This window comes from Microbulbifer maximicatervae (SeqCode), from assembly GCF_052468295.1.
Window position 1 is genome coordinate 3,335,797 of record NZ_CP174340.1, and the last position, 24,046, is coordinate 3,359,842.

General features: G+C 53.5%; 23 protein-coding genes and 1 other RNA gene. 6 read left to right on the top strand and 18 right to left on the bottom strand.

The features are described 5' to 3' along the window. Positions 1-5: 5 nt before the first annotated feature. The 9 genes from mraY to rsmI all read right to left on the bottom strand — a co-directional run bounded on the left by mraY (position 6) and on the right by rsmI (position 9,320). Positions 6-1,091: a phospho-N-acetylmuramoyl-pentapeptide-transferase gene (gene mraY / locus ACJJIQ_RS14865; RefSeq protein WP_444893034.1), complete on the bottom strand. Its 1,086-nt coding sequence runs from the start codon at positions 1,089-1,091 to the stop codon at positions 6-8. After that, the gene (locus tag ACJJIQ_RS14870; RefSeq protein WP_444915749.1) at positions 1,091-2,470 is read right to left on the bottom strand and encodes a UDP-N-acetylmuramoyl-tripeptide--D-alanyl-D-alanine ligase; all 1,380 of its coding nucleotides are present in this window, start codon (positions 2,468-2,470) and stop codon (positions 1,091-1,093) included. Before ACJJIQ_RS14870 ends, mraY begins: the two co-directional genes overlap by 1 nt. Next, on the bottom strand, positions 2,463-3,995 hold the full coding sequence (locus tag ACJJIQ_RS14875; protein WP_445362313.1) for a UDP-N-acetylmuramoyl-L-alanyl-D-glutamate--2,6-diaminopimelate ligase: 1,533 nt from the start codon (positions 3,993-3,995) through the stop codon (positions 2,463-2,465). The genes ACJJIQ_RS14870 and ACJJIQ_RS14875 overlap by 8 nt, the downstream gene beginning before the upstream one ends. After that, positions 3,992-5,749 carry a peptidoglycan D,D-transpeptidase FtsI family protein gene (locus ACJJIQ_RS14880; protein ID WP_445362314.1) on the bottom strand — a complete coding sequence of 586 codons (1,758 nt, stop codon included), beginning with the start codon at positions 5,747-5,749 and terminating at the stop codon, positions 3,992-3,994. The genes ACJJIQ_RS14875 and ACJJIQ_RS14880 overlap by 4 nt, the downstream gene beginning before the upstream one ends. 188 nt (positions 5,750-5,937) lie before the next feature. Further along, entirely contained in the window at positions 5,938-6,213 is a 276-nt protein-coding gene (ftsL, locus tag ACJJIQ_RS14885) for a cell division protein FtsL (RefSeq protein WP_445362315.1), read from the bottom strand. A gap of 4 nt (positions 6,214-6,217) precedes the next feature. Beyond that, positions 6,218-7,150: a 16S rRNA (cytosine(1402)-N(4))-methyltransferase RsmH gene (gene rsmH, locus ACJJIQ_RS14890; RefSeq protein WP_445362316.1), complete on the bottom strand. Its 933-nt coding sequence runs from the start codon at positions 7,148-7,150 to the stop codon at positions 6,218-6,220. A 12-nt stretch (positions 7,151-7,162) separates the two neighbouring features. After that, positions 7,163-7,606, bottom strand: a complete 444-nt coding sequence (gene mraZ / locus ACJJIQ_RS14895) for a division/cell wall cluster transcriptional repressor MraZ (RefSeq protein ID WP_282933875.1) — start codon at positions 7,604-7,606, stop codon at positions 7,163-7,165. 455 nt (positions 7,607-8,061) lie between these two features. Next, positions 8,062-8,418: RNase P RNA component class A (gene rnpB / locus ACJJIQ_RS14900), an RNA gene on the bottom strand. Between the two features lie 59 nt (positions 8,419-8,477). Next, the gene (gene rsmI / locus ACJJIQ_RS14905; RefSeq protein ID WP_444911383.1) at positions 8,478-9,320 is read right to left on the bottom strand and encodes a 16S rRNA (cytidine(1402)-2'-O)-methyltransferase; all 843 of its coding nucleotides are present in this window, start codon (positions 9,318-9,320) and stop codon (positions 8,478-8,480) included. 39 nt (positions 9,321-9,359) lie between these two features. Here rsmI and ACJJIQ_RS14910 point away from each other — a divergent pair, with 39 nt between their 5' ends. The 4 genes from ACJJIQ_RS14910 to ACJJIQ_RS14925 all read left to right on the top strand — a co-directional run bounded on the left by ACJJIQ_RS14910 (position 9,360) and on the right by ACJJIQ_RS14925 (position 12,871). Then, positions 9,360-11,273 (top strand): penicillin-binding protein activator, encoded by a 1,914-nt coding sequence (locus tag ACJJIQ_RS14910; RefSeq protein ID WP_445362317.1) that lies wholly within the window; start codon positions 9,360-9,362, stop codon positions 11,271-11,273. Beyond that, positions 11,260-11,622 carry a YraN family protein gene (locus tag ACJJIQ_RS14915; RefSeq protein WP_413663021.1) on the top strand — a complete coding sequence of 121 codons (363 nt, stop codon included), beginning with the start codon at positions 11,260-11,262 and terminating at the stop codon, positions 11,620-11,622. Before ACJJIQ_RS14910 ends, ACJJIQ_RS14915 begins: the two co-directional genes overlap by 14 nt. 64 nt (positions 11,623-11,686) lie before the next feature. After that, entirely contained in the window at positions 11,687-12,277 is a 591-nt protein-coding gene (locus ACJJIQ_RS14920) for an SIS domain-containing protein (protein ID WP_108734203.1), read from the top strand. A 3-nt stretch (positions 12,278-12,280) separates the two neighbouring features. After that, on the top strand, positions 12,281-12,871 hold the full coding sequence (locus ACJJIQ_RS14925; RefSeq protein ID WP_445362318.1) for a BON domain-containing protein: 591 nt from the start codon (positions 12,281-12,283) through the stop codon (positions 12,869-12,871). Between the two features lie 70 nt (positions 12,872-12,941). Here ACJJIQ_RS14925 and ACJJIQ_RS14930 read toward each other — a convergent pair whose 3' ends face one another. Then, complete coding sequence (locus tag ACJJIQ_RS14930) at positions 12,942-14,132, bottom strand: acetyl-CoA C-acyltransferase (protein ID WP_444907500.1); 1,191 nt, start codon at positions 14,130-14,132, stop codon at positions 12,942-12,944. Positions 14,133-14,306: 174 nt separating this feature from the next. Between ACJJIQ_RS14930 and ACJJIQ_RS14935 the strand changes: the two genes are divergently transcribed. Both ACJJIQ_RS14935 and ACJJIQ_RS14940 read left to right on the top strand, forming a co-directional pair. Then, positions 14,307-14,903: a LemA family protein gene (locus tag ACJJIQ_RS14935; RefSeq protein ID WP_444915740.1), complete on the top strand. Its 597-nt coding sequence runs from the start codon at positions 14,307-14,309 to the stop codon at positions 14,901-14,903. A 2-nt stretch (positions 14,904-14,905) separates the two neighbouring features. Next, entirely contained in the window at positions 14,906-16,813 is a 1,908-nt protein-coding gene (locus tag ACJJIQ_RS14940) for a M48 family metallopeptidase (RefSeq protein WP_445362319.1), read from the top strand. A gap of 38 nt (positions 16,814-16,851) precedes the next feature. Here the strand turns inward: ACJJIQ_RS14940 and ACJJIQ_RS14945 are convergent, their stop codons facing one another. The 8 genes from ACJJIQ_RS14945 to rplM form a co-directional block, all read right to left on the bottom strand. After that, entirely contained in the window at positions 16,852-17,475 is a 624-nt protein-coding gene (locus tag ACJJIQ_RS14945; protein ID WP_413663026.1) for a Yip1 family protein, read from the bottom strand. Positions 17,476-17,582: 107 nt separating this feature from the next. After that, the gene (locus ACJJIQ_RS14950) at positions 17,583-18,770 is read right to left on the bottom strand and encodes a GGDEF domain-containing protein (RefSeq protein ID WP_445362320.1); all 1,188 of its coding nucleotides are present in this window, start codon (positions 18,768-18,770) and stop codon (positions 17,583-17,585) included. Positions 18,771-18,904: 134 nt separating this feature from the next. Beyond that, entirely contained in the window at positions 18,905-19,300 is a 396-nt protein-coding gene (locus tag ACJJIQ_RS14955) for a ClpXP protease specificity-enhancing factor (protein WP_108735312.1), read from the bottom strand. A 25-nt stretch (positions 19,301-19,325) separates the two neighbouring features. Beyond that, the gene (locus tag ACJJIQ_RS14960; protein WP_108734210.1) at positions 19,326-19,952 is read right to left on the bottom strand and encodes a glutathione S-transferase N-terminal domain-containing protein; all 627 of its coding nucleotides are present in this window, start codon (positions 19,950-19,952) and stop codon (positions 19,326-19,328) included. Positions 19,953-20,059: 107 nt separating this feature from the next. Further along, positions 20,060-22,294, bottom strand: a complete 2,235-nt coding sequence (locus ACJJIQ_RS14965) for a ubiquinol-cytochrome c reductase (protein WP_445362321.1) — start codon at positions 22,292-22,294, stop codon at positions 20,060-20,062. Beyond that, on the bottom strand, positions 22,291-22,890 hold the full coding sequence (petA, locus tag ACJJIQ_RS14970; protein ID WP_445362322.1) for a ubiquinol-cytochrome c reductase iron-sulfur subunit: 600 nt from the start codon (positions 22,888-22,890) through the stop codon (positions 22,291-22,293). The genes ACJJIQ_RS14965 and petA overlap by 4 nt, the downstream gene beginning before the upstream one ends. Before the next feature lie 301 nt (positions 22,891-23,191). Further along, positions 23,192-23,584 carry a 30S ribosomal protein S9 gene (gene rpsI, locus ACJJIQ_RS14975; RefSeq protein ID WP_445362323.1) on the bottom strand — a complete coding sequence of 131 codons (393 nt, stop codon included), beginning with the start codon at positions 23,582-23,584 and terminating at the stop codon, positions 23,192-23,194. Between the two features lie 15 nt (positions 23,585-23,599). Continuing rightward, complete coding sequence (gene rplM / locus ACJJIQ_RS14980; RefSeq protein ID WP_108734214.1) at positions 23,600-24,028, bottom strand: 50S ribosomal protein L13; 429 nt, start codon at positions 24,026-24,028, stop codon at positions 23,600-23,602. Positions 24,029-24,046 lie beyond the last annotated feature (18 nt).

The window sequence follows — 24,046 nt, forward strand, 5'->3', positions numbered from 1 at the left end:
TCTATTTATCGAATTTTCAGTGTTGCCAAACCAGCCAAGACCAGAATGACGGTAATAATCCAAAAGCGCACAATGACTCGAGGCTCCGGCCACCCTTTTAACTCAAAGTGGTGGTGCAGAGGCGCCATACGAAAAATTCTCTTCCCCGTTAATTTAAAGGATGCCACCTGCAAAATTACGGAAACCGTTTCCATCACAAACACACCGCCCATAATGAACAGAATAATTTCATGACGGGTAATTACCGCAATAATTCCCAGCGCCGCCCCCAGTGCCAGAGCGCCCACATCCCCCATAAACACCTGGGCCGGATAAGTGTTAAACCATAAGAATCCGAGTCCGGCACCACCGAGGGCAGCGCAGAACACCGCCAACTCCCCGGCTCCTGGAATTGCGGGAATATGCAGGTAGTCAGCAAACTCCATATGGCCGGATAGATAAGCAATCACCCCAAGTGCTCCACCCACCATCACAGTAGGCATAATCGCCAAGCCATCGAGGCCATCAGTCAGGTTAACCGCATTACTGGAGCCAACAACAACAAAATAGGTCAGCAATATAAAAGATACCGGTCCCAGGTTTATCGCAACATCTTTAAAAAAGGGAACAAAAAACTGGGTCTCTGCCGGGCTTGAAGCACTCATATACAGATAAATAGCTGCACCCAATCCGGCAACGGATTGCCAGAAATATTTCCAGCGAGCAATAAGGCCACGGGGATTTTTATAAACGACTTTTTTATAGTCATCCACGAAGCCCACAGCACCGAAAACAAAGGTAACTAATAAAGTAACCCACACGTAACGATTGCTGAGGTCAGACCAGAGTAGGGCTGAGGCAAAAATTGAGGCGAGAATCAAGGTGCCGCCCATAGTCGGGGTGCCAGATTTACTCAAATGGCTTTGCGGACCATCATCGCGAACAGCCTGCCCCACCTGTAAATGATTCAACCAATGAATCATGCGCGGACCCACAAGTAGTGAAATACCCAGAGCCGTCAACGCAGCAAGAATTGCGCGCACTGTCAGGTAGTTAAATACCGAAAAACCGCTGACATGTTGTTGTAATAGCTCCGCTAGCCAAAGCAGCATTACTTCTCCCCTCTGCTATTGCCAAGCAGTGCCTGCGCTACCAATTCCATACGGGCGCTGCGTGATCCTTTAACCAAAACTGTGGTTTGTTCATCCAATTGTTGAGTGAGAGCAGTAACCAGGGGCTCTCTCTCGCGATAATTGCGCAGCGACTCTTGCCTCCCCGCAGAAAAGGCCATGCTGGCGGCAGTACCCAGCGGCCCCAATGTAAACAGCGCATCCAAGCCCCGCTCTCGTGCCAAAGCTCCAACGCTTCTATGCATTTCCTCCGCGTCCGGCCCCAACTCCGCCATATCCCCCAGCACCAGAATTTTTTTACCTGAACGCTGTGACAACAATTCAATGGCCGCACCTACTGAACCCGGGTTCGCGTTGTAACTGTCATCAATAACGGTTGCACCGGCTATACCTGCCTGCTCCTGCAAGCGCCCAGCAACCCCGGTCACCGTGTTAAGTCCGCTGATAATTTCAACCGCAGGTATTCCCGCAGCAAAAGCACATCCAGCAGCAACCAGAGCGTTGTGAACGTTGTGCTCACCAAGCAATTTCAGGCTAACAGGGTGGGCAACGCCTTCAATTACCAAGTCAAATGAAGGGCAACCATTGGGATTCAATACAATATTATCCGCATGGATAGCACACTCATTGGATAAGCCAATACCCAGAGTCTTTACCCCCTCGGGCATATTCTCCAACCAGTAATTCGCATAGCCATCATCGGTATTGATCACCGCCGTCGCCGATACATCCAAACTGGTATAAATTTGGCCCTTGGCTTTTGCGATAGCATCAACTGAGCCAAAGCCCTCGACATGCGCTGGCATTACGTTATTTACCGCCGTCACCTGCGGCTTGCCGATACTACACAGGTAGCCAATATCGTCAGGGCCGTTAGCTCCCATTTCGAGAATCAACACATCGTGTTGCACTGTCAGCCCAAACAAAGTCATGGGTAAACCGAACTGGTTGTTCAGGTTTCCCTCGGTTACACAGGGTGTATGACTCTGGGAAAAAATTGCAGACAGCATCTCCTTAACGGTGGTTTTTCCGCAGGACCCTGTGATCGCCACAACCGGACCGTCAAACTGCTCACGGCACAGTAAGCCAATTTGTCCTAATGCGACCGTCGTATCTTCAACACGCCACTGCGGTAAACTGCAACTGGGCACTTCACGATCGACGACCAACCCCAATACCTGGCCATCCAGCTCACCGACAAAGTCGTGAGCATCAAAATTTTCGCCAACCAGAGCAACAAATAAAGATTTGGGGTCCAGCTTGCGGGTATCCGTACAAACCAGTTCAAACTCCACAGAGCCATTGATTAACTCACCACCAAAACGGCTCTGCAGTTGCTGCAACGTAAGGGGATTAATCACCTTGGCTCTCCTTGCCTTCACTTGACTGGCCCGATTCATCCACGCGGGCTTTGAGAGCTGCAGCAGCTTGCTCACGATCGCAGAAGTGAATTTTTTCACTGCCGATAATTTGGTAATTCTCATGCCCTTTACCGGCGATCAATACAATATCCCCCGGTTGGGCTGCAGATACCGCCTGAGATATCGCAGTCGCGCGATCAATTTCAACTTCGATGTTACTGGCAGCCCCTTCGAGAATATCGTCGATAATTTTTTGTGGCTCCTCGCTGCGCGGGTTATCGCTAGTCACAATGGCACGGTCCGCCATCTCGGAGGCAATACGCCCCATCGCCGCGCGCTTACCCGTATCCCGGTCACCACCACAACCAAAAACACACCACAAATTACCGCGACAGTAAGGGCGCGCTGCTGCTAAAGCCGCGCGAAGAGCATCTGGTGTATGGGCATAATCCACCAATACACCCACATCATCGGAACCCTCAACCAGGACACGCTCCATACGCCCCGGCACCGCTTTAATAGTCGGGAAAGCGTCAAGAATATCTTCAAAAGGCATGCCCTCTGCCGCTGCAGCAGCTACCACAGCCAGAGCATTGTGAATATTGAAATCGCCGATTAAGGGTGCGTGCAGCTCACCGTTGCCCCAGGGGGAATTAAGTTTTACAGAAAAACCGCGCTCATGGCGACGCAGGTCAGCAACATATAAATCACCCGCCTGCAGCCCATAAGTAATAACGCGCAGGCCACGCAATTTGCAGCGTTCTGCCAACTGGGCGCCAAACGGATCATCCAGGTTAATGATTCCTCGCTTCAATTTTGGCAGTCCGAAAAGTTTCTCTTTGGCTGCGCCGTAAGCGGCCATATTGCCGTGATAATCCAAATGATCGCGGCTCAAATTGGTAAAAATTGCCGTATCAAAAATCAGCCCATGCACACGTCCCTGAGAAAGGGAATGAGAAGAAACTTCCATTGCGGCAGCGGCAACGCCACTATCGCGATAATTTGCAAAGTCCGCTTGTAAGCTCACCGGGTCAGGCGTTGTTAAACCCGTTTCCTGCAATTCGATTTGGTTATCTTTCCAGACACCATTACCAATGGTGCCTATCAATGCCGCACTGCCAAAGTGGCGAGCCAGTAATTGGGAAGTCAAATAGGCGCAAGTGGTTTTACCGTTGGTGCCAGTCACTCCAACCAAGTGCATTTCACCACTGGGATTACCGTGGAAGCGCGCGGCAATTTCCCCTACCCGTTTTGCCAGACCCGGAACACTGACCACCTGGATATCACCACGGCTTTTACATTCCAACTTGTCGCCGTCGGCAAGCACTACCGCAGCACCTGCAGTAATTGCCGCATCGATATATTCCCGACCATCGACCACAGAACCGCGCAAGGCCATAAATGCATCGCCCGCTTTTATCTTGCGGCTATCCAGGGCAATACCAGTGACAGAAATATCGGGAATACCGGCGTAACCCGGCACTAATTCTTTGATAGAAACAGAATGTTGTTCGCGCTGACTCACGATTTTGAACCCCTCTCGCTTAACTGCGCGGCCAATTGCCCTTCCGCCGATTCAATTTTTTCTGGCGGAACCTGCAACAGGCGCATAGCACCAGTCATCACCGCACCGAATACCGGTGCAGCAACTTCACCACCGTAATATTTGGCATGACTGGGATCATCAATAACAACTACCGCGGCAAGGCGCGGATTATCAGCGGGGATAAAGCCCGCAAATACTGAGCGGTAGCGATTATCCGCATAACCACTACTGCCAACTTTGTGCACAGTACCGGTCTTGCCGGCGACACGATAACCTTCTACAGCGGCAAGGCGCCCAGTACCCCGGGAAATCACCGTCTCCAACATCGCTGTAACCTGTCCAACCAAGGATTGCTCAATAACCTGCTCAGGTTCGCCCGGCACTTTGTCACCGGATAAAACCAGGGAAACAGGACGCTTAACCCCTTCATTCGCCAGTACGCTGTAGGCTTGTACCAGTTGCACAGCGTTAACTGTTAAACCGTAGCCGAAGGCGAAATTAGCCCGCTCGATTGGGTGCCAGCGGCTGCGGCTGGGCAAGATCCCCTGTGCTTCACCGGGGAAGCCACTGCCCACTGCCTCGCCCAGACCCAAGCGATAAAAGAGTCCCCGCAGAGAATTTGGTTCCAAATCGAGAGCAATTTTTGTAATTCCCACCTGGCTCGACTTGGTAATAATCTTGGTGAGGTCTATTTTTCCGTAATTAACCGGGTCCACCAGGGTTTTTCCCGGCACGCGAATATATCCAGGGCTGGTGTTTATTTCTGTTCTTGGGGTGTAGCGCCCGGTTTCCAAAGCCGCCAATACCGTTAAGGGTTTCACTGTAGAACCCGGCTCAAACTGGTCGATCAGCGCACGGTTGCGCATAGCCGCCGATTTAACCCCTTTGCGGTCATTGGGATTAAATGAAGGCTGGTTGGCCATGGCCAACACATCGCCACTGTGAGTATCGAGAATCACCATAAAGCCGGAAGCGGCGCCGTTTTCCGACACCGCCCGCTTTAATTCCCGGTAGGCCAAATATTGCAGGCGCATATCGATAGACAAACGCAGATCCCTGCCCGGTTGCGCTTCCTGACGAATTGCCAAATCCCTTACCGTGCGCCCTTTCAGATCTTTAATTACCTGACGTGACCCCGGCTGTCCGGACAGCCAATCGTCGTAGGCCAATTCCATTCCTTCCTGGCCGCGATCATCGATATTGGTAAAACCGAGAAGTTGGGCTACGACCTCCCCGGCAGGATAGAATCGCCGATACTCTTTTTTACTGAAAACACCTGTAATACCCAGGTCCAGCACTTTCTCAGCCTCTTCTGGAGACAGGTGCCGGCGCAGGTACATAAATTCTTTATTGCGGTATTTCTTTAGGCGAGAGCCCAGTTTGGATGACGGTAAATCCAGCGCGCGAGCCAGGTGCACTAAATTCGCATCGCTTATTTCACTCAACAGCTTGGGATTGGCCCACAGGCTGTGTACCGGTGTACTGACAGCGAGAAGCTCTCCGTTTCGATCGACTATTGAGCCCCGATAGGCAGCAATCTCTTCGGTGCGCAAGGTGCGGGCCCGACCCTGGTCTTGCAGGAAACGATATCCGCGCTCAGCAGCAGGCACTACCTGCAGTTTGGCCAAGTGGAACACAAGGGCAAGAGCGAGCAGGCACAGCAGGACCGCCACCAGCGCAAAGCGCCAGCGGGCTATACCCGGCTGAATATCCTTTTTTTTGACTGCGCCCATGTTTTCCCAGTTGGCGTTATCTATTTATTTTGCATCCCGGCTGAGCATGCCACTCTCCAGGGCCTGAACTCCAAAACTCAATTAACGCAAAATTCTTTATAATTATTTAAAGGCCAAAGCCCCCAAACGCAGAAACCCCACCGGGCAAGCAGTGGGGTACTTACGTCTTCATCCAAGGCGGTTAAAACTTAATCCGCCACTACCAATACCTGTTCCGAAGGTGCTGGCATATGCATTTTTAATTTCTCTCGAGCGACCTGTTCGACCCGGCTATAGGCAGACCAGGCACTTTTTTCCAAAAGGAGACGCTCCTGCTCATAGCGCAATTCATCGTGGGCTTTTTGTGCCTTACCCAGCTCAGCAGTTAACTCTCGACTCTGTTGGGTGGTATGAATAACGGATAGCGACGACAGTATTACCACTATCCACATTACCCCCACTCCAAGTAGAGCCTTGCCAGACATAAACTCAGCTTCCCGCCAGCTTTTCTGCCACCCGCATTACTGCACTGCGGGACCGCTGATTTTCATCCACTTCAACCGTGTTGGCTTTCACTGCCTTGCCCACCGAGCGCAGTGACTTGGCTATCTGACTATCCATAACCGGAAGGCCACGAGGCAACTGGGGACCACGCTCTTTTTCCCGAATAAAACGCTTCACTATTCGGTCTTCAAGAGAGTGGAAACTGATAATCACCAGGCGCCCACCCGGTGCCAGCAACTGCAGGGATTTATCCAATGCGCTCTGCAGATCATCCAACTCGCCATTAATATGGATACGAATAGCCTGAAAGACTCGGGTAGCAGGATGTTTACCTTTTTCCCAAGCCGGATTCGCCTCTTTCACAACCTCGGCAAAATCGAGGGTGCGCTCAAATGGTTTTTCCAGCCGGCGCTTTACAATGGCAGCAGCCATTCGACGGGCAAAACGCTCCTCACCGTACTCTTTAAACACCCGGGCCATTTCGGCCTCAGCCTCAGTGTTGACCCACTCCGCTGCACTGATACCCCGACTGGTATCCATACGCATATCCAGGGGGCCATCCTGCATAAAACTGAAACCGCGCTCGGCCTGATCCAGTTGCGGCGAAGACACTCCCAGATCGAGCAATATTCCACTGACTTTACCGGCAGCTTGCCCGGCAGCCTTATCCATATCGGCAAAAGACCCATGCCAAATGGAAAAACGGGATTCACCGGAAAACCGCTGCTCTGCAAATTCAACAGCCTGGGGATCTTTATCCACCCCTACCAACTGGCCATTGGGCCCCAAGCGCTCAAGGATTGAGGCGCTATGCCCACCCCGACCAAAGGTGCCATCGATATAAAACCCATCCGGCTCAGTCACCAGAGCGTCTACGGCCTCGCGTAACAACACACTGCGATGCAATTCTTGAGACACCCGGTACTCCCCTTATAAAGAGAGGGATGCCATTTCCTCAGGCATACCCTCTTCGTCTTCACTATCATCGAGCCAGGACATCCAGCGCTCCTCACTCCAGAGCTCCAGCTTTTTCCCCTGGCCCACTAACATCAATTTCTTTTCCAGCCCCGCGTACTCACGCAGAGTTGGCGGAATCAATACCCTGCCATTGCCATCCACCTGCAGCTCACAGGCATACCCGATCAGCAGGCGCTGAGCGCGCCGAGCCACTTTGTTAAAGCTGGGCAACGCTTCAATCTTCGGGAGAATTTGCTGCCATTGAGGCGACGGATACACCAACAAACAGCGTTCCTCTGTATGGGCGGTCACCACCAAGCACCCCGCACACTCATCCAACAGCCTATCGCGGACGCGTGCCGGTATTGCCAGACGCCCCTTGGCGTCCATATTGATTGCGTGGCTGCCCAAATACACGTTTAGTGGTTCTCGCTTTGGAGATCGCGCCTCTCGCGACTCACTCCCATATGGCAGGTCAATGGAGAAAGATGTTCGACTTTAACCTGGCGGTGTGAACACCCACTTACTTATCGCGAATAAACCACAAATTTCCACGATTTTCCACTTTTTCCCACTCTCGACACTATAAAACTGGTCGACACAAAGTCAAGGAATTCGACCCCAAAGTCCCCATAACCCCTTGTAAAATCGCGGCCTCCAAAGAAGTGGCGCATATTGGCACATTGAAACTAGTCGGAACAGCACTATCTGGCACGATCGCCCCCTTAACAGTTAATCAATTTTTTTGCGCCAAGAAGAGGCTTTAGCCGAAATTAAACGAGAAGAAATAGGCGAATACAAAGAGGGCTACCGGAGCCGGGACCACCACATCAGGCAAACAAAAAAGCCCGGCAAATGCCGGGCTTTTGAAATTGTTGAGCTGGCCTGTAAGCCGGGTTCTGTCGAGGACAATCATTCATCTGGGATGCCTGTCACCAGACACCTCAAGCGACCTACCCGCCCTCAGTGCGGGTCACACCTATAGAGGGCCTATTTGGTCTTGCTCCGAACGGGGTTTACCATGCCGCGGACTGTTACCAGCCGCGCGGTGCGCTCTTACCGCACCCTTTCACCCTTACCTGTACTCCCCAAAAAGGAGCCATCGGCGGTCTACTCTCTGCTGCACTTTCCGTAGGCTCGCACCCCCCAGGCGTTACCTGGCGTTCCACCCTATGGAGCCCGGACTTTCCTCCATCGCACAAGGCGACAGCGATTGCCCGGCCAGCTCGCGGCGAAGAGTAAAGAGGCGACAGACGGATTGCAACAGGCAATTGCAGCAATCAGTGCCTTATTTTTGCTCCAGGCTCCAGTTGTACAGGACTTTCTTTTTCACTCCAGTAATTTCGGCAGCGATCGCCGCCGCCTTTTTCGGCGGTAACTCCGCCAGCAACAGCGACATTACACGCTGTGCCTCCCCATCCAGCTCACTTTCGCGAGAGCGCTCTGCACCACGCACCATCAAAACAATCTCACCGCGCTGCTGATTGCTGTCAGCTCGGACCCACTCAACCAACTCTGCCAGAGGCATCAACTGAAAAGTTTCAAAGGCCTTGCTGACCTCACGGGCTATCACCGCCTCTCGATTACCGCCGAATACGACAGCCATTGCTTCCAGAGTATCAGCAACGCGATGCGGGGCCTCGTAGAACACCAGGGTACGGGTATCACTGGCCAATTCCTGCAGGGCTCGCTCACGGGCACCGGACTTGGCCGGCAGAAATCCCTCGAAACTAAACTTGTCACTGGGGAGTCCGGCGGCACTCAGTGCGGAGACGAAAGCACAAGCCCCCGGTATCGGGGAGACTTTGATTCCACGCTCCCGGGCTTCACGTACCAGGCGATAGCCGGGATCTGAGATCAGAGGGGTGCCCGCATCGGAAATCAGGGCAATAGTCTGGCCCTGCTCCAAGCGCTGCAAAATCTGCTCTGTGCGCTTGTCATCCGAGTGATCGTGATATGCCATCAGTGGCGTATCGATATTAAAATGGGAAAATAATCGCTGACTGTGACGTGTGTCCTCCGCCGCAACCAGATCGGCACATTGTAGAACTTCGATCGCTCGCGGTACCATATCGGCCAAATTACCAATGGGCGTAGCGACAATATAAAGCAGCGCCTGATCCGGCCCCATAGCTGTTCACTCCAAATATAAATATTGCGGGAGAAGATTATGTCCGCCTCTTCCCGGCGCACCTCTACTGTAATCACCAGAATGGCAGCTGCCTCACTGGCAGTCGCACTGGCTGCTTGCCAGACACCGGCTTCCCGGCCAAACGTTTACCAGCCGGATTATTCGGCCGGCCACACCGCAAGCCGCAGTGAAGCTGTGCGTATGCTGCGCCGTGCCGACACCCTGCCGGCACCGGCGCGGGATCAACAGCGCCTGCAAGCGGCCGCTATTCTATACGAGCTGGGAGATAAAGAGACGGCAAAAGAGGCGGTAATCAAAATTACGCCCGAACAGCTGGACGACAACCTCTTCGCCAGCTATGCACAGGTCTATGGCAGCCTACTTGCCGCAGACGACGACTTCTTTGAGGCCCTCGACCTGGCAGCCTCTCCACGCCTGGAAAATGTGTGGCCGGAGTTACCACAGAAGACTGCCTTACCTCTACGCAGCCTGCGCGCTGACCTATGGGGACTTCTGGGAAATCTCGACAGCGCAATTAGTGAGCGGCGCGAAATCTCCTATATCGCCCAGTCCGACGAAGCGATCACAGAGAATAACAACGGCTTTTGGCATCTCTTGACCCAGCTGCCCTCCAGTGAATTGCAGGCTCGCGCCACCCAAAGTAATGACACCCAGATGCGCGCCTGGTATCAACTCGCCCTGCTGGGCCGCGACACACAGACGGATATCAGCTCACAGCTGACCGCACTCAGCCGCTGGCGCGAGCGCTGGCCCGCCCATAGTGCCAATTCCCATCCGCCACAGGCATTGCAGCTGTTAGAGCGCTTGGCCGCCCAGCGGGCAGACCGCGTGGCGCTGCTCCTGCCTCTGTCCGGCCCCCTGGGCAACGCCGGCAGGGCAATCCGGGATGGCTTTATGGCCGCCCACTACACTGCTCTGAATGCTGGCGGCGCAACTCCGAAAGTGATGGTTTACGACACCGGTTCCGATCAGCCATTTGAGGAAATTTACCAGAGCGCCGTAGATGCCGGTGCGCAGATGATTGTTGGCCCACTGGATAAGAGCAAGGTAGCCAACCTGCTTGCCACAGAAAAACTGCCAGTGCCTACTCTCGCCCTCAACTACGGCGATGAGGGGCGCCTGACCACAGACCTGGTCCAGTTTGGACTGGCAATTGAAGATGAAGCGCGGCAAATTGCCCAGCACGCTTACCGGCAAGGCAAGCGACAGGCAATGGTCCTCACCGCTGACAATAGCTGGGGGCAGCGCGGCGCTGAAGCATTTGAAGAAGAGTGGCTGCGCCTCGGTGGCTCAGTCAGCATTCGCCGGACATTTAAGGACAACAGCAAGTTCTCGGCCCTGGTCAGCGATGCCCTGTTAATTCCCGCCAGCAACGCGCGCAAGAAGGAATTGCAGAGTCGCCTGGCGGCAAAGCTGGAATTTACCCCCAGACGCCGTGACGATGTCGATATGGTATTCCTGGCAGCACAACCCCAGCAGGCGCGCCAGCTCAACCCCATGCTCACCTACTACTACGCCAGTGACCTGCCCGTATACGCTACCTCTCATGTCTTTGGTGGCAGCATCAACCGCAATCGCGACAGGGATATGAACGGTATTCGCTTTACCGCCCTGCCCTGGCTGTTTGAAAGCAATCAAACCAAGCAGGATATCGAGGAGCAGGCGTCGCCCGCACCGGCTTTTGCCAGACTGTATGCCCTAGGTGCCGATGCCTTCCGCCTCTACCCGCGCTTGCCGATGCTGCGCCAATTCCCGGAACAGAAAGTACACGGTCTCACTGGCGCATTGAGCCTGAGCGCTGATGGCCGCATAGTGCGCGAACAAATGTGGGCGCGAATCGACAAAGGGGTGCCGGTGCCCATCACTACCGTCGAGCCCCAATTGCCGCAGCGGGAGCCGATCGAATTAAGTGGGAATCGTGAGGCTTTTTAAGGGCTCAAGCGGCACTGTCGGCAGCCAAATGGAGGCTGCCGCAGCCCGCTATTTGCAGCGCGCGGGGCTCACCTTACTGGAGCGCAATTATCGCAGTTCACACGGAGAGATAGACCTTATCGCCCGTGAAAGCGATACTGTCGTGTTCGTGGAGGTGCGCTTCCGCCGCAAGAGCCAGTTCGGCGGGGCCGCAGCCAGCGTGGATTCACGCAAGCAAGCTAAGCTATTGGCCACTGCCAGCCGCTATTTGCAGCAACATAAACTGGACTGTCCGTGCCGCTTCGATGTCCTGGCCATAGATGGCGATGCACAAAACATCCAGTGGATTAAAAGCGCCTTCGAAGCCTGAGGCAAAACCGAGATTTACCCCGTCAAGTTATGGTGAGTTCGAACTCACCTGAATTAAGGACACAATGGAACAGCGAGTCGTAACCCTTTTTCACCACAGCCTTGAAGCCACAATGAACGCTGGCGAGATACTGGCCCCGCTGATTGCAGAAGCCAGCGAAATGGTGGTGCATACACTCTTGGCAGAGAGCAAAGTCCTGCTCTGTGGCAATGGTGTCAGTGGCGCATTGGCGCAAAGTTTTAGCTCGCAACTGACCGGCGGCTTCCAGCGCGAACGCCCCGGCTTACCGGCTATGGCCCTCAACAGCGACGGCGTCTCCATGGGCACCGTTGCCTCGAACCACGGCGGTGCAGACACCTTCGCACACCCGGTTCGCGCCCTGGGGCAACCCGGTGACCTTCTCGTAATTATCAGCAGCGATGGGCGCGACTCAAACCTGGTTCAGGCCATGCGTGCGGCTCGGGACCGGGATATGGGCATACTCGCACTGACCGGCGGTGATGGCGGCGACTGCGCCGCCCTGCTCGATACCCATGATATTGAACTACGGGTGCCATCCGATGTCGCAGCAGAGGTACACCAAGTACATCTTCTGACAATTTTTTGCCTGTGCGACCTAATCGACAGTAGTTTGTTTGGTGGCTACGAGGAATAAACGATGAACAACAAAAAGTTGACCCTGGGGAAATATCTCCTGGCTGCCTTCGCGGCAACCACCTTGTTAGCGGGATGCAGCACTGTATTGGAGGCCACCCATGACGGTCCCATACAGCAGGACCCTGGCGAGCGATCTTTTGGTACCTATATTGATGACCAACGTATCGAGACGGTGACCACAGTCAATATCAACAAAGCTCACCCGGACCTGAAAGCGTCGAATATCAATATCAATTCTTTTAATGGTGTTGTACTGCTCACCGGCCAGGTGCCCAGCCAGGAACTGCGCCTGCTCGCCGGACGCACAGCGGAACAAGTACAGAATGTTCGCCAGGTCTACAACGAAATTCAGGTGCGCGGCAAAGTCACTTTACTGGCTAGCACCAGCGATACCTGGCTAACCACCAAGGTGAAAAGCAACTTGTTTGCCAATAAGGAAGTAGACAGTGGTCGCATCAAAATCGTGACCGAGAATGGAGTTGTTTATTTGATGGGACTGCTAACTCCTGCCGAAGCGGAACGGGCAGCCGAAGTGACCCGCTCGGTAGGCGGGGTACAGAAGGTTGTAAAAGCAGTGGAATACATCAACTAATAGTTCCCGCACTACACAAACAAAAACGGAGGCAACTGCCTCCGTTTTTGTTAGCGCTCAAGTCTGTAACTTATACGCGCTCGATAGCAACCGCTGTAGCCTCACCGCCACCAATGCACAGGCTTGCCACGCCCTTCTTGGCATCACGCTTTTCCATCGCTGCCAACAGGGTAACCAGGATACGGGCACCGCTAGCACCTAACGGGTGGCCGAGGGCACAGGCACCACCGTTAACATTGACCTTTTCCCAGGGCAAATCGAGCTCACGCATTGCAGCCATAGTCACTACCGCAAATGCTTCATTAATCTCGAATAGGTCCACATCCGCCGCAGACCAACCGGCATTTTCCAGCAGCTTGTGCATAGCGCCGACCGGAGCCGTAGTGAACCACTCGGGCTCACGGGCAAACTGGGATTGCCCCTTGAGAACAGCCAGAATTTTCAAGCTGCGCTTCTCAGCTTCACTTTTGCGCATCAACACCAGCGCCGCAGCACCGTCAGAAATAGAGCTTGAGTTCGCTGCAGTTACAGTGCCGTCTTTACGGAACGCCGGTTTTAGCTGAGGGATTTTGTCTGGACGGGCATTACCTGGGGCCTCATCGACGCTCACCTCAATCTCACCTTTGCGAGAGGCAATCGTGACCGGGGAGATTTCACGAGTAAAATCACCACCTTCAATCGCGGCCTGGGCACGCGCCAGAGATTCCAGGGCAAAAGCGTCCTGCTCTTCGCGGGTGAAATCGTACTTATCGGCAGTAGATTCGGCGAAAGTACCCATCAGCTTGCCATCTGCAGCATTTTCCAGGCCATCCAGGAACATGGAATCTTTGACCTCTCCATGACCGAGGCGCATACCAGAGCGGGCCTTGGCCAGCAGGTAGGGGGCATTGCTCATACTTTCCATACCACCAGCAACGATAACCTTACCCTCACCCATCAGCAGGGCATCGCGGGCCATCATCACAGTCTTCATTCCAGAGCCACACACCTTGTTAACAGTGGTGCAAGGAGTGCCGACCGGGATGCCAGCACCCAGTGATGCCTGACGTGCCGGAGCCTGACCAACACCTGCCGGGAGTACACAACCCATCAGTACTTCATCCACATCGGCAGGTGCCACACCCGCGTCCTCAAGGGCTGCGCGAATCGCCGCAGCACCCAACTGCGGGGCAGTGAGGGCTGAAAGGCTGCCCTGCATAGCGCCCATTGGCGTACGCGACATTCCGACAATCACTACAGGGTCCGAAGTTACATCACTCATTCTGGCTGCTCCAAGTTCTGTGCCGCCATCACTGTGGTGGCGGCAATTGTTTTAATGTCGCCGCATTATAGCCGAAGCCCCACCCCGCTCCGCCAGGGGTGCGACCAGTGCGCAGCAGTATCAGCCCATCGTGTTACTATTTACGCCACCAACAGGGATAAATAGGGGAGCGTTATGGGATCTACGGGACTTGTTGTGCTGGCGGTGGTCATCGCACTGTTCTTTTTCATTATCAGTATCTTTAACAAACTGGTTTCACTGAAAAACCACAGTGAAAATGCTTTTGCGCAGATCGACATACAGTTAAAACGGCGCCACGATCTGGTGCCAAATCTGGTGGAGAGCGCCAGGGCCTACCTGAACCATGAGAGAGACACCCTGGAAGCGGTTATCAGCGCGCGCAATGGTGCAATGTCAGATCTCAAAACCGCCGCTAAAAACCCCACTAATGCCGCCGCAATCGATAAGCTCGGCCGCGCAGAAGGCCTTCTCAACAGCGCTCTGGGCCGCCTGAATATGGTGATTGAGGCCTACCCGGAATTGAAAGCCGACCAGAACCTTCGCGAACTCAACGAGGAGTTAAACAGCACCGAAAACCGCGTGGCATTTGCACGCCAAGCTTTTAACGACTGCGTCACCAGCTACAACATCTACAAGCAGAGCTTCCCCCCAGTATTTCTGGCCGGCTTTTTTGGCCACAGAGCCAACGCCCAACTGCTTGAGTTTGCAGACTCAGAAACCTTTCAAGTCGCGCCACGTATCGAGTTTTAAATATGAACTTTTACGTTCACCAGGACAAAGCCAAGCACAGCAGTCGTTTGCTGGTTTTCCTGTTCAGCCTGGCCCTCATTGCCCTAATCAGTTTGAGCACCCTGGCTACGGCAGCCATGGTGTCACTGTCCCGCGGCCAACCATTTACTCCCTTTGACGTTGCGCAACTTCTGGGCTGGGAGACCCTTGGCTCAATAGCCTTTGTTATCGGTACCGTCGTTATCCTGGGCAGTCTGTACAAGTTCCATCAATTATCCCCTGGGGGAAAGGCTGTGGCGGAATCCCTAGGAGGGCGCAAGCTTAATACTTCCGCGCGAACTGAGCGGGAAAATAGAGCACTCAATGTTGTGGAAGAGATCGCTATTGCAACAGGTATTCCGGTACCCGATGTCTACATCATTGAGGACAGCACCATCAATGCCTTTGCCGCTGGCCAAAACCCTACCGACGCCGTTATTGGCCTGACGCGGGGCTCCTTGGAAAAGCTTACCCGGGAGGAGCTACAAGGAGTTGTTGCCCACGAGTTCAGTCATATTCTCAATGGAGACATTCGTCTAAACACCCAAATCACCGGGCTACTACATGGAATCTTAATTATTGGACTTTTGGGGCAGCTCCTTGTCAGAAGCCCAGCACCCCACAGGCGCGTAACCCCCATAAGATATCCGCTACTAGGCCTGGGAATAACTCTGATTATCCTCGGCTACACCGGTACGCTGATCGGCAACCTGATCAAGGCCGCTGTCAGTCGGCAACGGGAGTTTCTTGCCGATGCCTCCGCAGTACAATTTACTCGCAACAACCTCGGTATTGCCAACGCGCTGAAAAAGATCGGTGGCCACGATTTAGGCTCAGAACTCAGCAGCCCCAATGCAGCAGAGTTTAACCATATATTGTTCGCGGTTGGGGTAAAACGCTCCCTGCTCAGCCTTTTTGCCACCCACCCTCCACTACCGGTGCGCATAAAGAGGTTAGAACCCGCCTGGAATGGCCTGTTCGCCAATACGGAAGAACAGGTAAAAAGTGAAGCCCAGACTGTAAAACCCAGTGAATTGCAAAATCCTCAGTTCGCCATGGCCGCTCCTACAACGCCTTTCCAGGCTGCTCTGGATGCGGTGGACAACAGCATTGCCAAACCAGATACACACCAAGTTGAGCTTGGGCATCAACTGCTGGGTTCTATTCCACCTCTGATCCAACAGGCTGCACACGAACCTTTTACCGCCCGGGCACTGGTTTACTACCTTCTTCTACACAAGGATAAAACCGAGCGAGACAAACAGCTAAACCTCTTGGAGAAAATTGCCCATCCCGCTGTTATCCGCGAGATGAAAAAACTCACTCCACATATGGAATCACTGCAAAGCAACGCTCGCCTCGCATTGATAGACCTATGCATCCCGGCCTTGCGTGCCCTAGTCCCTCAGCAGTACCAGATCTTTAAACGAAATCTTATCAAGCTTCTACACAGCGATGGGAAAGTTGAAGTTTGGGAGTGGGCCCTGTACCGGGTATTAATGCACGCGCTCGACGGCGCTCCAGATCGACAGCGCCTCTCCCACAGCAAACATGCCAATAAAGATGCTTCACGATTTATCATTGCAGCCATCGCCCATGCGGGAAACAGCCAATACCTTCCAGCAAAACGTGCTTATGAGAAGGGACTCAATGCTCTCAGCCTTGAAATAACCCCGCTACCCGGCATCGCTGATATCACCCTGCCACGACTGGACAAGGCCATTGCAATCGCCAGCCTTATCCCGCCCCTGGAGAAACCCGACTTACTAAAAGCGATTGTGATCACCTTGAATCACAATGGGGTAATTAAAGCGGAGGAGATCGAATTGTTAAGGGCCATCGCTGACAGCCTGGACTGCCCTATGCCACCGATTATCGATAAGGCTAGATAGCCGCACAACGCCAGCAGAAATGCTGGCGCTGCGGACTTTTAATGGGCATGGTGCTGATAAACCGGCCCGATGCCCACACTCCACAAAATGACGGAGCCAATAAGCACCGTAACCATCATTACCAGGGCAACGGTTAATACTGCACAGGCATACAGAAATGCTCGATCCTTATTCATATTCATCAGGATCGGAATGCCGGCAAAGACCAGGTAAATAGAATACATCCCGGCAATGCCTACGGACGCCATCGTGAGCCAGGGGTGCGGATAAAGGACGACGATACTCGCCAGGAAGATTGGCGTAGTAATAAACACCGCAAGTGCCGTCCCTTCATAATGGCGTGTGGGCTCATCGCCCTCAACCCCGTAGGATCGCGCCATCCAGTTAATAAACTCTCCGAGGCAATAGACGCCAACCAGCAATGCAAAGTAAGTAACAACCGACAGAACAGCTGCACTTTCAGGTGTCAGCTTTGCTAGATGTCCCCCAACCTGAAAGCCTACCCGGGTAACCCCAAAGTAACCGGCCACGGTAGGAATCAACGCCAGAAGCGGCACATGAGTTACAAACACCTCAAAAAAAGAATGGCGATCAGCGCGTATCGCTTTCCACTCTTTTTCCGGGTTGGTAAGAATACCTATTGTATGACTGAGTATCCGCACACCAAATCTCCCTTCCAATACCCTGCTTTGCAGTATCGGTGGCGCACAACAGATTGACCAATGCCAAAAGGGAATTAAGCGTCACTTTCAAATTTACTTGATTTATATCAGCTGTGGACAGACAGGCAATTTCGCCCGCTGCGCTTTGCTTTATAAAGCGCTTGATCAGCCGCTTTAAGGATACTCTCGGGTTTCTTTAGTTTTTTATTGCGGTGGGCAACGCCAATACTCACAGTAACTTTTACTGGCTTCCCTCCGCCCTTTCCCCTGAGCGAAGCCCCTGCGGAAAGACGCCCCGATGACCTTAGGCGCAGTGGGTAACTTGAGATTTTCTCCCTGATTTTTTCCAATAAAGCTTCTTTCCCCTCGCGACTGCGGCCCGGAAGATAAATAACAAACTCCTCGCCGCCATAGCGAAACACGGTACCGTGAGAGTGGCGCGCGAGTTGAGCCGCAACCATTTGCAAAGCCTGATCACCCACTTGGTGCCCATAGCGATCATTCAACTTCTTAAAATGATCGATATCAACCATGGCAAGACTGTAATTCCATGCTGGCGTCAGCATCTGATAGCGGAAGGCCCGCCTGGAATGAAGCCCAGTCAGTTCATCGCGAAACGCCAATTCATAACTGGCCCCAAGCAGCGAAGCGACCAACAATATTCCCGCTACAGACCCGGTAAACTCGAGAGGAAGGCTCAACCAAACACTGCACAGCAGCAAAATAGAACAACTAAACAGACCCATAGCGGTGGGGCCAGGGTAGAGAAAAAGTAAGGCAAAAGCACCGAGAGCGGAGACACTGCCAATCAATTGTGGTAACGAAAATGCGTCGGGTAAAAACCCGGACAACCCCCTGGGCAAATTCTCGACCGGAAATGCCAGCTTCAGCGGCGCGCAGCAATCGTAGAGCAAGACAAAACCCACCCCCTCAGCCAGCAAAAACAGGCCCCACAGCAGCCCAAAAATACTGAAGACACTGCGATCACGACTGCAAGTGAACAGAACAAGATTTACCGCAACCAGTGAGAGATAAAGTGGGAGATCCCTGTGCAAGCTGGGGAGCAACTGGGAGTGAGCCGCGATGTATAGGGCCATGATAAGCAGCGCTGCAAGCGCAACCCGGCTTGAGCGAAAACCAAAACTGAGCAATGCCGCCATAGCCAATAGCAACACAGGCAGCTGCGGACTGTATAAGTGGGTCAGATCGATCCAGGGGAGATACTGCGCAACGAGAAGCACCAGAAGCATCCCTGGCAGCCAAATAAAGCGCAGCCATTGAAGGTACGGCGGCATGACATTCGCGGCAATAAAAGATAACGCGACATTATACGGACTTGGGACAAGCGTATACCCGGAACCAGGTCACAAAAGTGGAGGAAGGGAACTGGCAGGGCTTCAGAAATCTGCCCTACCAGCAAAAAGGAGCACTATTTAACGACACGCAGAGCCGGCTTTTTCACCGATTTTTTACCCAAACTGGTGGGTGGCGTCGGTTCGGGCGGCTCTGGAGTTTCCTCGGCCTCAAATACCATCCCCTGCCCGTTTTCCCGCGCGTAGATTCCGACCACAGACCCCACTGGAACTTGGATATCTGTCGGAACCCCGCCAAAACGGGCGTTAAACCTGATGGCGTAATTATCCATAGTCAGACTGGCAACCGCTGATTCCGAGATGTTCAGCACTATCTGACCATCGTCGTTCACATGTTGTTGCGGCACCAAAACACCGGGGAGGTGCGTATCAACCAGAATATAAGGAGTGCACCGGTTATCGGTTATCCACTCGTAAAACGCCCGCAGAATATAGGGACGATTGGATGTCATGGCCGGCTTGCTCACCAGTATCCCCTCAACGCATTTCCCGTTCGTATTCGGTCAGACTCTGCTGGAATGCCTCGCGGGCAAACAGGCGGTCCATATAGTCCAGCAACGGCTTAACCTGCTTTGTTTTCGGGAGGCTGATTTCAAACTGCTCGAGGCGCCACAACAGCGGAGCCATGCAGCAATCTACCAGAGAAAACTCTTCATTAAAGAAGTACGGCAGGTCGGTAAACATCGGAGCGATGCCAACCAGGTTGTCGCGCAGTTCTTTGCGAGCGGAGGCCGCGTCCTTACCACCGGCAAGGATCTTGTCCACCAAAGGACACCAGTCGCGCTCGATACGATGCATGATCTGGCGGCTCTGCGCGCGGGCAACCGGGTAAACCGGCAGCAGCGGCGGATGCGGGAAACGCTCGTCCAGATACTCCATCATCACTTTGGTCTCGAACAGAACCAAGTCGCGATCTACCAGGGTTGGCAGGGAGTTGTAAGGATTGAGGTCAGCGAGTTCAGCTGGTTTATCATCGGCGTCCACATCGGTGATATCGACGGAAACCCCTTTCTCTGCAAGTACGATACGTACTCGGTGGCTATAGTGGCTGCGACCATCGGAGAAGAAGGTCATCGAGGAGCGCTTGTTGGTAGGCACACCCATGTTCAAACTACCTCAAACTTTAAGCCGGCTAGAGCCGACCTTTTATTCAAAATATAAAAGGGCAGTGAGTAAACCCACCACCCATTAGAGACAAACTAGCGACGGCTTTAGTGGTGCACGTCTTTCCAGTATTCGCGGTTCAGCAACCAGGCGAAGATAAAGAACACAAAAATAAACGCCAGCACATAGAAGCCAACACGCTTGCGATCTTCAGCCATCGGCTCAGCAATGTACTCCATAAAGTTGACGAGGTCATACATTGCCCCATCAAACTCTTCAGGTGTCATAGAGCCCTTCACCTTACCGACTTCCAGGCTACCACAGGCAGCATCCATAATCGGGTTACCGAGCTCATCGCGGACAACTTTACCGTGGTCGCGCTTGGGACCAGGGGCACACTCCTGCAAGCCTTGCAGCTCCATCAGAACGTGAGGCATGGCCACACTCGGGAAGACCTTGTTATTTACCCCGGTAGCACGACTGTCGTCCTTATAGAAGCTGCGGAGGTAAGTGTAGAGCCATTCCGGTGAGCGAGAACGAGCAACCAGCGTCAGGTCCGGCGGCGCGGCGCCGAACCATACTTTGGAATCATCCGGGCGCATGGAGATTGTCATCAGGTTACCGATCTTGTCGTCACCCAAAACCAGATTCTCCTTCATCAACTCAAGCGGGATATCCAGATCGGTGGCCACACGCTCCCAGCGGGAGTAGTTGGCACTGTGACAACCCATGCAGTAGTTGACAAAGTACTTGGCGCCGCGTTGCAGAGACGGCTTGTCCTGCAAATCGATGCTGATGTGGTCCAGCTCCACTTCAGATTCTGCACCTACCGCTTTAATCGGGATAAAGGTCAGCAGGCCGACAACGACAATACCGATAAACAGGATACCAAAAGTTTTACCACCAGACGGACTGGTTACACGCTCGGGCTCTGGATAGACTTCATCGCGGCTGGTAAGCCAAGGCAATACCGCAAAGAAGCCAGCCAGTGCCAGAGTTGCGATACCCACGAAGGTATTTACAAAGCCATTCTTAGCGGGATCGTCATCACCGAAGGTCAAGTTTGCGAATGCCATCCACAGGAACAGTACCGCAAAAGCCCCACTCACAACCCAGGAGAGCAAACCTTTACGCGCCTTCGGATTAGACCAAATAGGCATGGTCAAGAAGAAGGCGAAATAGAACAAGGTTGCTACCTGAGACAGGAAGTTACGTCCCGGAGTCGGGGATTTAACACCTAGATACCCAAGAATAATAAATACTGCAGCAAACAGGAGCAGCAAGCCCTTGGGCAACCAACCCTTGTAGCGGATCGAGCGAACCGGACTCTTGTCGAGCCATGGCAGTACAAACAGCACCGCGATAGCTGCACCCATGGCTACCAGGCCAAGGAACTTGGCAGTAAGCGGGCCGATATCCATAGTAACCGCACGCAAAATTGCGTAGAACGGTGTGAAGTACCAAACCGGTGCAATATGCGGTGGTGTCTTCAGCGAGTTCGCTTCTTCGAAGTTAGCGTGCTCCAGGAAGAAACCGCCCATTTCCGGGAAGAAGAACACAACGGTGGCGAAGATAAACAGGAATACCGCAATACCTACCAGATCGTGAACAGAGTAGTAAGGGTGGAAAGCAATACCGTCTTTAGGGATACCGTTCTCGTCCTTGTTCTTCTTGATCTCGATACCGTCCGGGTTGTTGGAGCCCACTTCGTGCAATGCGAGGATATGCAGAACGACCAACAGCACCAGTACCAGCGGCAGTGCAATCACGTGCAGGGAGAAGAAGCGGGTCAGGGTAATACCAGAAATCAGGTAGTCACCGCGAATCCACTCAACCAAGGTGTCGCCAACAGCGGGGATTGCTCCGAACAGAGAAACAATTACCTGGGCACCCCAGTAGGACATCTGGCCCCAGGGCAGTACGTAGCCCATAAAGGCTTCTGCCATCAGCACCAGGTAGATACACATACCGAAGATCCACACCAGCTCGCGGGGCGGCTTATAAGAGCCGTACATCAGACCGCGGAACATATGCAGATATACCACCACGAAGAAGGCGGACGCCCCCGTCGAGTGAAGATAGCGTATCAACCAACCCCACTCCACATCGCGCATGATGTACTCAACCGAGGCAAACGCCTCCTCGGCAGAGGGGTTGTAACTCATAACCAGCCAAATACCGGTCAACAGCTGGTTAACCAGAACCAACAGGGAGAAAACGCCGAAGAAATACCACAGGTTAAAGTTTTTGGGCGCGTAGTACTTGCCCATGTGCTTATCCCAGGCTTGGTAAATGGGTAGTCTCTGATCTACCCAATCACCGAAATCTGCGAGCCATTTCATGCGGTGCCCTCCTGGTCTACGCCAATCACGATTACATCGTCGTTTTCATAGGAATAAGGCGGCACCTCCAGGTTGGTAGGCGCGGGAACACCGGTATAAACACGGCCAGCCATATCGTATTTGGAACCGTGACAGGGACAGAAGAAGCCACCCATCCACTCATCGCCACCCAGGTCGGCAGCACCCACTTCCGGGCGGTACATAGGCGCGCAGCCAAGGTGCGTACACAGACCAACCAATACCAACAGCTTTGGCTTGATAGAGCGGTTTTCCGGATCTACATAAGCTGGCTGGATAGACTCCTCGGAGTTAGGGTCGCGCAGTAGAGGCTCCACTCTCTCCAGGTCTTGCAGTATTTCATCGGTACGGCGCACAACATAGACCGGCTTACCTCGCCACTCTACAGTGACCATCTGGCCCGGTTCGACTTTGCTAACATTGTATTTAACTGGAGCGCCCGCAGCTTTCGCCTTGGCACTCGGCTTCCAGGAAGCGACGAAGGGAACGGCAACCCCCACCGCACCCGCGCCACCAACAACTGAGGTGGCAGCGGTTAGAAAACGGCGCCGTCCTACATTTACACCGTCATCACTCATGACGTAGTTCTCCCATCACAGCGACCCCGATAGCCCGGAGATTCGCTGGCCCAAACCCAAAAAGTCTTGAAAGAAGTCCCGCCCGGCAGATTGCCCGCGCGAATAAACCCCACAAATCAAGCGGATACAAATCGGCGCAATGTTAAAGAAAATGCCAATTTGATACAAGGCAATGCTATGGGGAACGTCGGGAATCACGCGGCGAAACCGCGATATATCCAGCAAAAGTCATAAGAGCGCTGGATAACCACAGATACGGGAATATAAAAAAGCCCGGCAAAAGCCGGGCCAAAAAGAAAGCTTATCGCTTGGAGAACTGCGGCTTCTTACGCGCTTTGCGCAGACCCACTTTCTTACGCTCAACCTCACGGGCGTCGCGGGTAACATAACCAGCGGCGCGCAGCGGTTGACGCAGTGCCTCATCGTACTGCATCAGGGCACGGGTCAGGCCGTGACGGATAGCACCCGCCTGACCAAAGGAACCGCCACCTTTAACAGTAACAGTGATGTCGAATTTCTCGACCATTTCAACCTTTTCCAGCGGCTGACGCACGATCATGCGAGCCACTTCACGGCCGAAGTATTCGTCCAGGGTGCGACCGTTTACGGTGACCTTACCTTCACCTGCAGTGAGGAATACACGAGCAGTAGAGGTCTTGCGGCGGCCGGTACCGTAGTATTGAGTAGTTGCCATCAGATTTATTCCCGTTTAGATCGCCAGTTCAATCGGCTGTTGAGCCACATGAGGATGTTCACTGCCGCTGTATACTTTCAGCTTCTTGAACATGGCACGACCCAAAGGACCTTTCGGCAGCATGCCTTTAACGGCGCTTTGAACGGTGCGCTCGGGCGCTTTTTCGATCAGCTTTTCGAAGCTGATGGATTTAAGACCACCAGGGTAGCCGGAGTGGCTGTGGTAGATCTTGTCTTTGGCCTTGTTACCGGTCACGCGAACCTTTTCTGCGTTGATTACAATGATGTAATCGCCAGTGTCCACGTGGGGCGTGTATTCAGGCTTGTGCTTGCCGCGCAGGCGGGTTGCGATCTCGGCAGCAATACGGCCGAGGGTCTTGTCCGCAGCGTCAACAATGTACCAGTCGCGTTTTACCGCCTCTGGCTTGGCACTGTAAGTCTTCATGTTATAAACACCTGTAAT

What these genes read in the sequence shown, in the direction of transcription:
- ACJJIQ_RS14955 (WP_108735312.1), bottom strand. Translation starts at nt 19,300, where the DNA reads ATGACATCCAATCGTCCCTATATTCTGCGGGCGTTTTACGAGTGGATA.
- ACJJIQ_RS14925 (WP_445362318.1), top strand. Translation starts at nt 12,281, where the DNA reads ATGAACAACAAAAAGTTGACCCTGGGGAAATATCTCCTGGCTGCCTTC.
- rpsI (WP_445362323.1), bottom strand. Translation starts at nt 23,584, where the DNA reads ATGGCAACTACTCAATACTACGGTACCGGCCGCCGCAAGACCTCTACT.
- rplM (WP_108734214.1), bottom strand. Translation starts at nt 24,028, where the DNA reads ATGAAGACTTACAGTGCCAAGCCAGAGGCGGTAAAACGCGACTGGTAC.
- petA (WP_445362322.1), bottom strand. Translation starts at nt 22,890, where the DNA reads ATGAGTGATGACGGTGTAAATGTAGGACGGCGCCGTTTTCTAACCGCT.
- ACJJIQ_RS14880 (WP_445362314.1), bottom strand. Translation starts at nt 5,749, where the DNA reads ATGGGCGCAGTCAAAAAAAAGGATATTCAGCCGGGTATAGCCCGCTGG.
- rsmI (WP_444911383.1), bottom strand. Translation starts at nt 9,320, where the DNA reads ATGGGGCCGGATCAGGCGCTGCTTTATATTGTCGCTACGCCCATTGGT.
- ACJJIQ_RS14950 (WP_445362320.1), bottom strand. Translation starts at nt 18,770, where the DNA reads ATGCCGCCGTACCTTCAATGGCTGCGCTTTATTTGGCTGCCAGGGATG.
- ACJJIQ_RS14960 (WP_108734210.1), bottom strand. Translation starts at nt 19,952, where the DNA reads ATGGGTGTGCCTACCAACAAGCGCTCCTCGATGACCTTCTTCTCCGAT.
- ACJJIQ_RS14935 (WP_444915740.1), top strand. Translation starts at nt 14,307, where the DNA reads ATGGGATCTACGGGACTTGTTGTGCTGGCGGTGGTCATCGCACTGTTC.
- ACJJIQ_RS14940 (WP_445362319.1), top strand. Translation starts at nt 14,906, where the DNA reads ATGAACTTTTACGTTCACCAGGACAAAGCCAAGCACAGCAGTCGTTTG.
- ACJJIQ_RS14920 (WP_108734203.1), top strand. Translation starts at nt 11,687, where the DNA reads ATGGAACAGCGAGTCGTAACCCTTTTTCACCACAGCCTTGAAGCCACA.
- ACJJIQ_RS14910 (WP_445362317.1), top strand. Translation starts at nt 9,360, where the DNA reads ATGTCCGCCTCTTCCCGGCGCACCTCTACTGTAATCACCAGAATGGCA.
- ftsL (WP_445362315.1), bottom strand. Translation starts at nt 6,213, where the DNA reads ATGTCTGGCAAGGCTCTACTTGGAGTGGGGGTAATGTGGATAGTGGTA.
- ACJJIQ_RS14930 (WP_444907500.1), bottom strand. Translation starts at nt 14,132, where the DNA reads ATGAGTGATGTAACTTCGGACCCTGTAGTGATTGTCGGAATGTCGCGT.
- mraY (WP_444893034.1), bottom strand. Translation starts at nt 1,091, where the DNA reads ATGCTGCTTTGGCTAGCGGAGCTATTACAACAACATGTCAGCGGTTTT.
- ACJJIQ_RS14965 (WP_445362321.1), bottom strand. Translation starts at nt 22,294, where the DNA reads ATGAAATGGCTCGCAGATTTCGGTGATTGGGTAGATCAGAGACTACCC.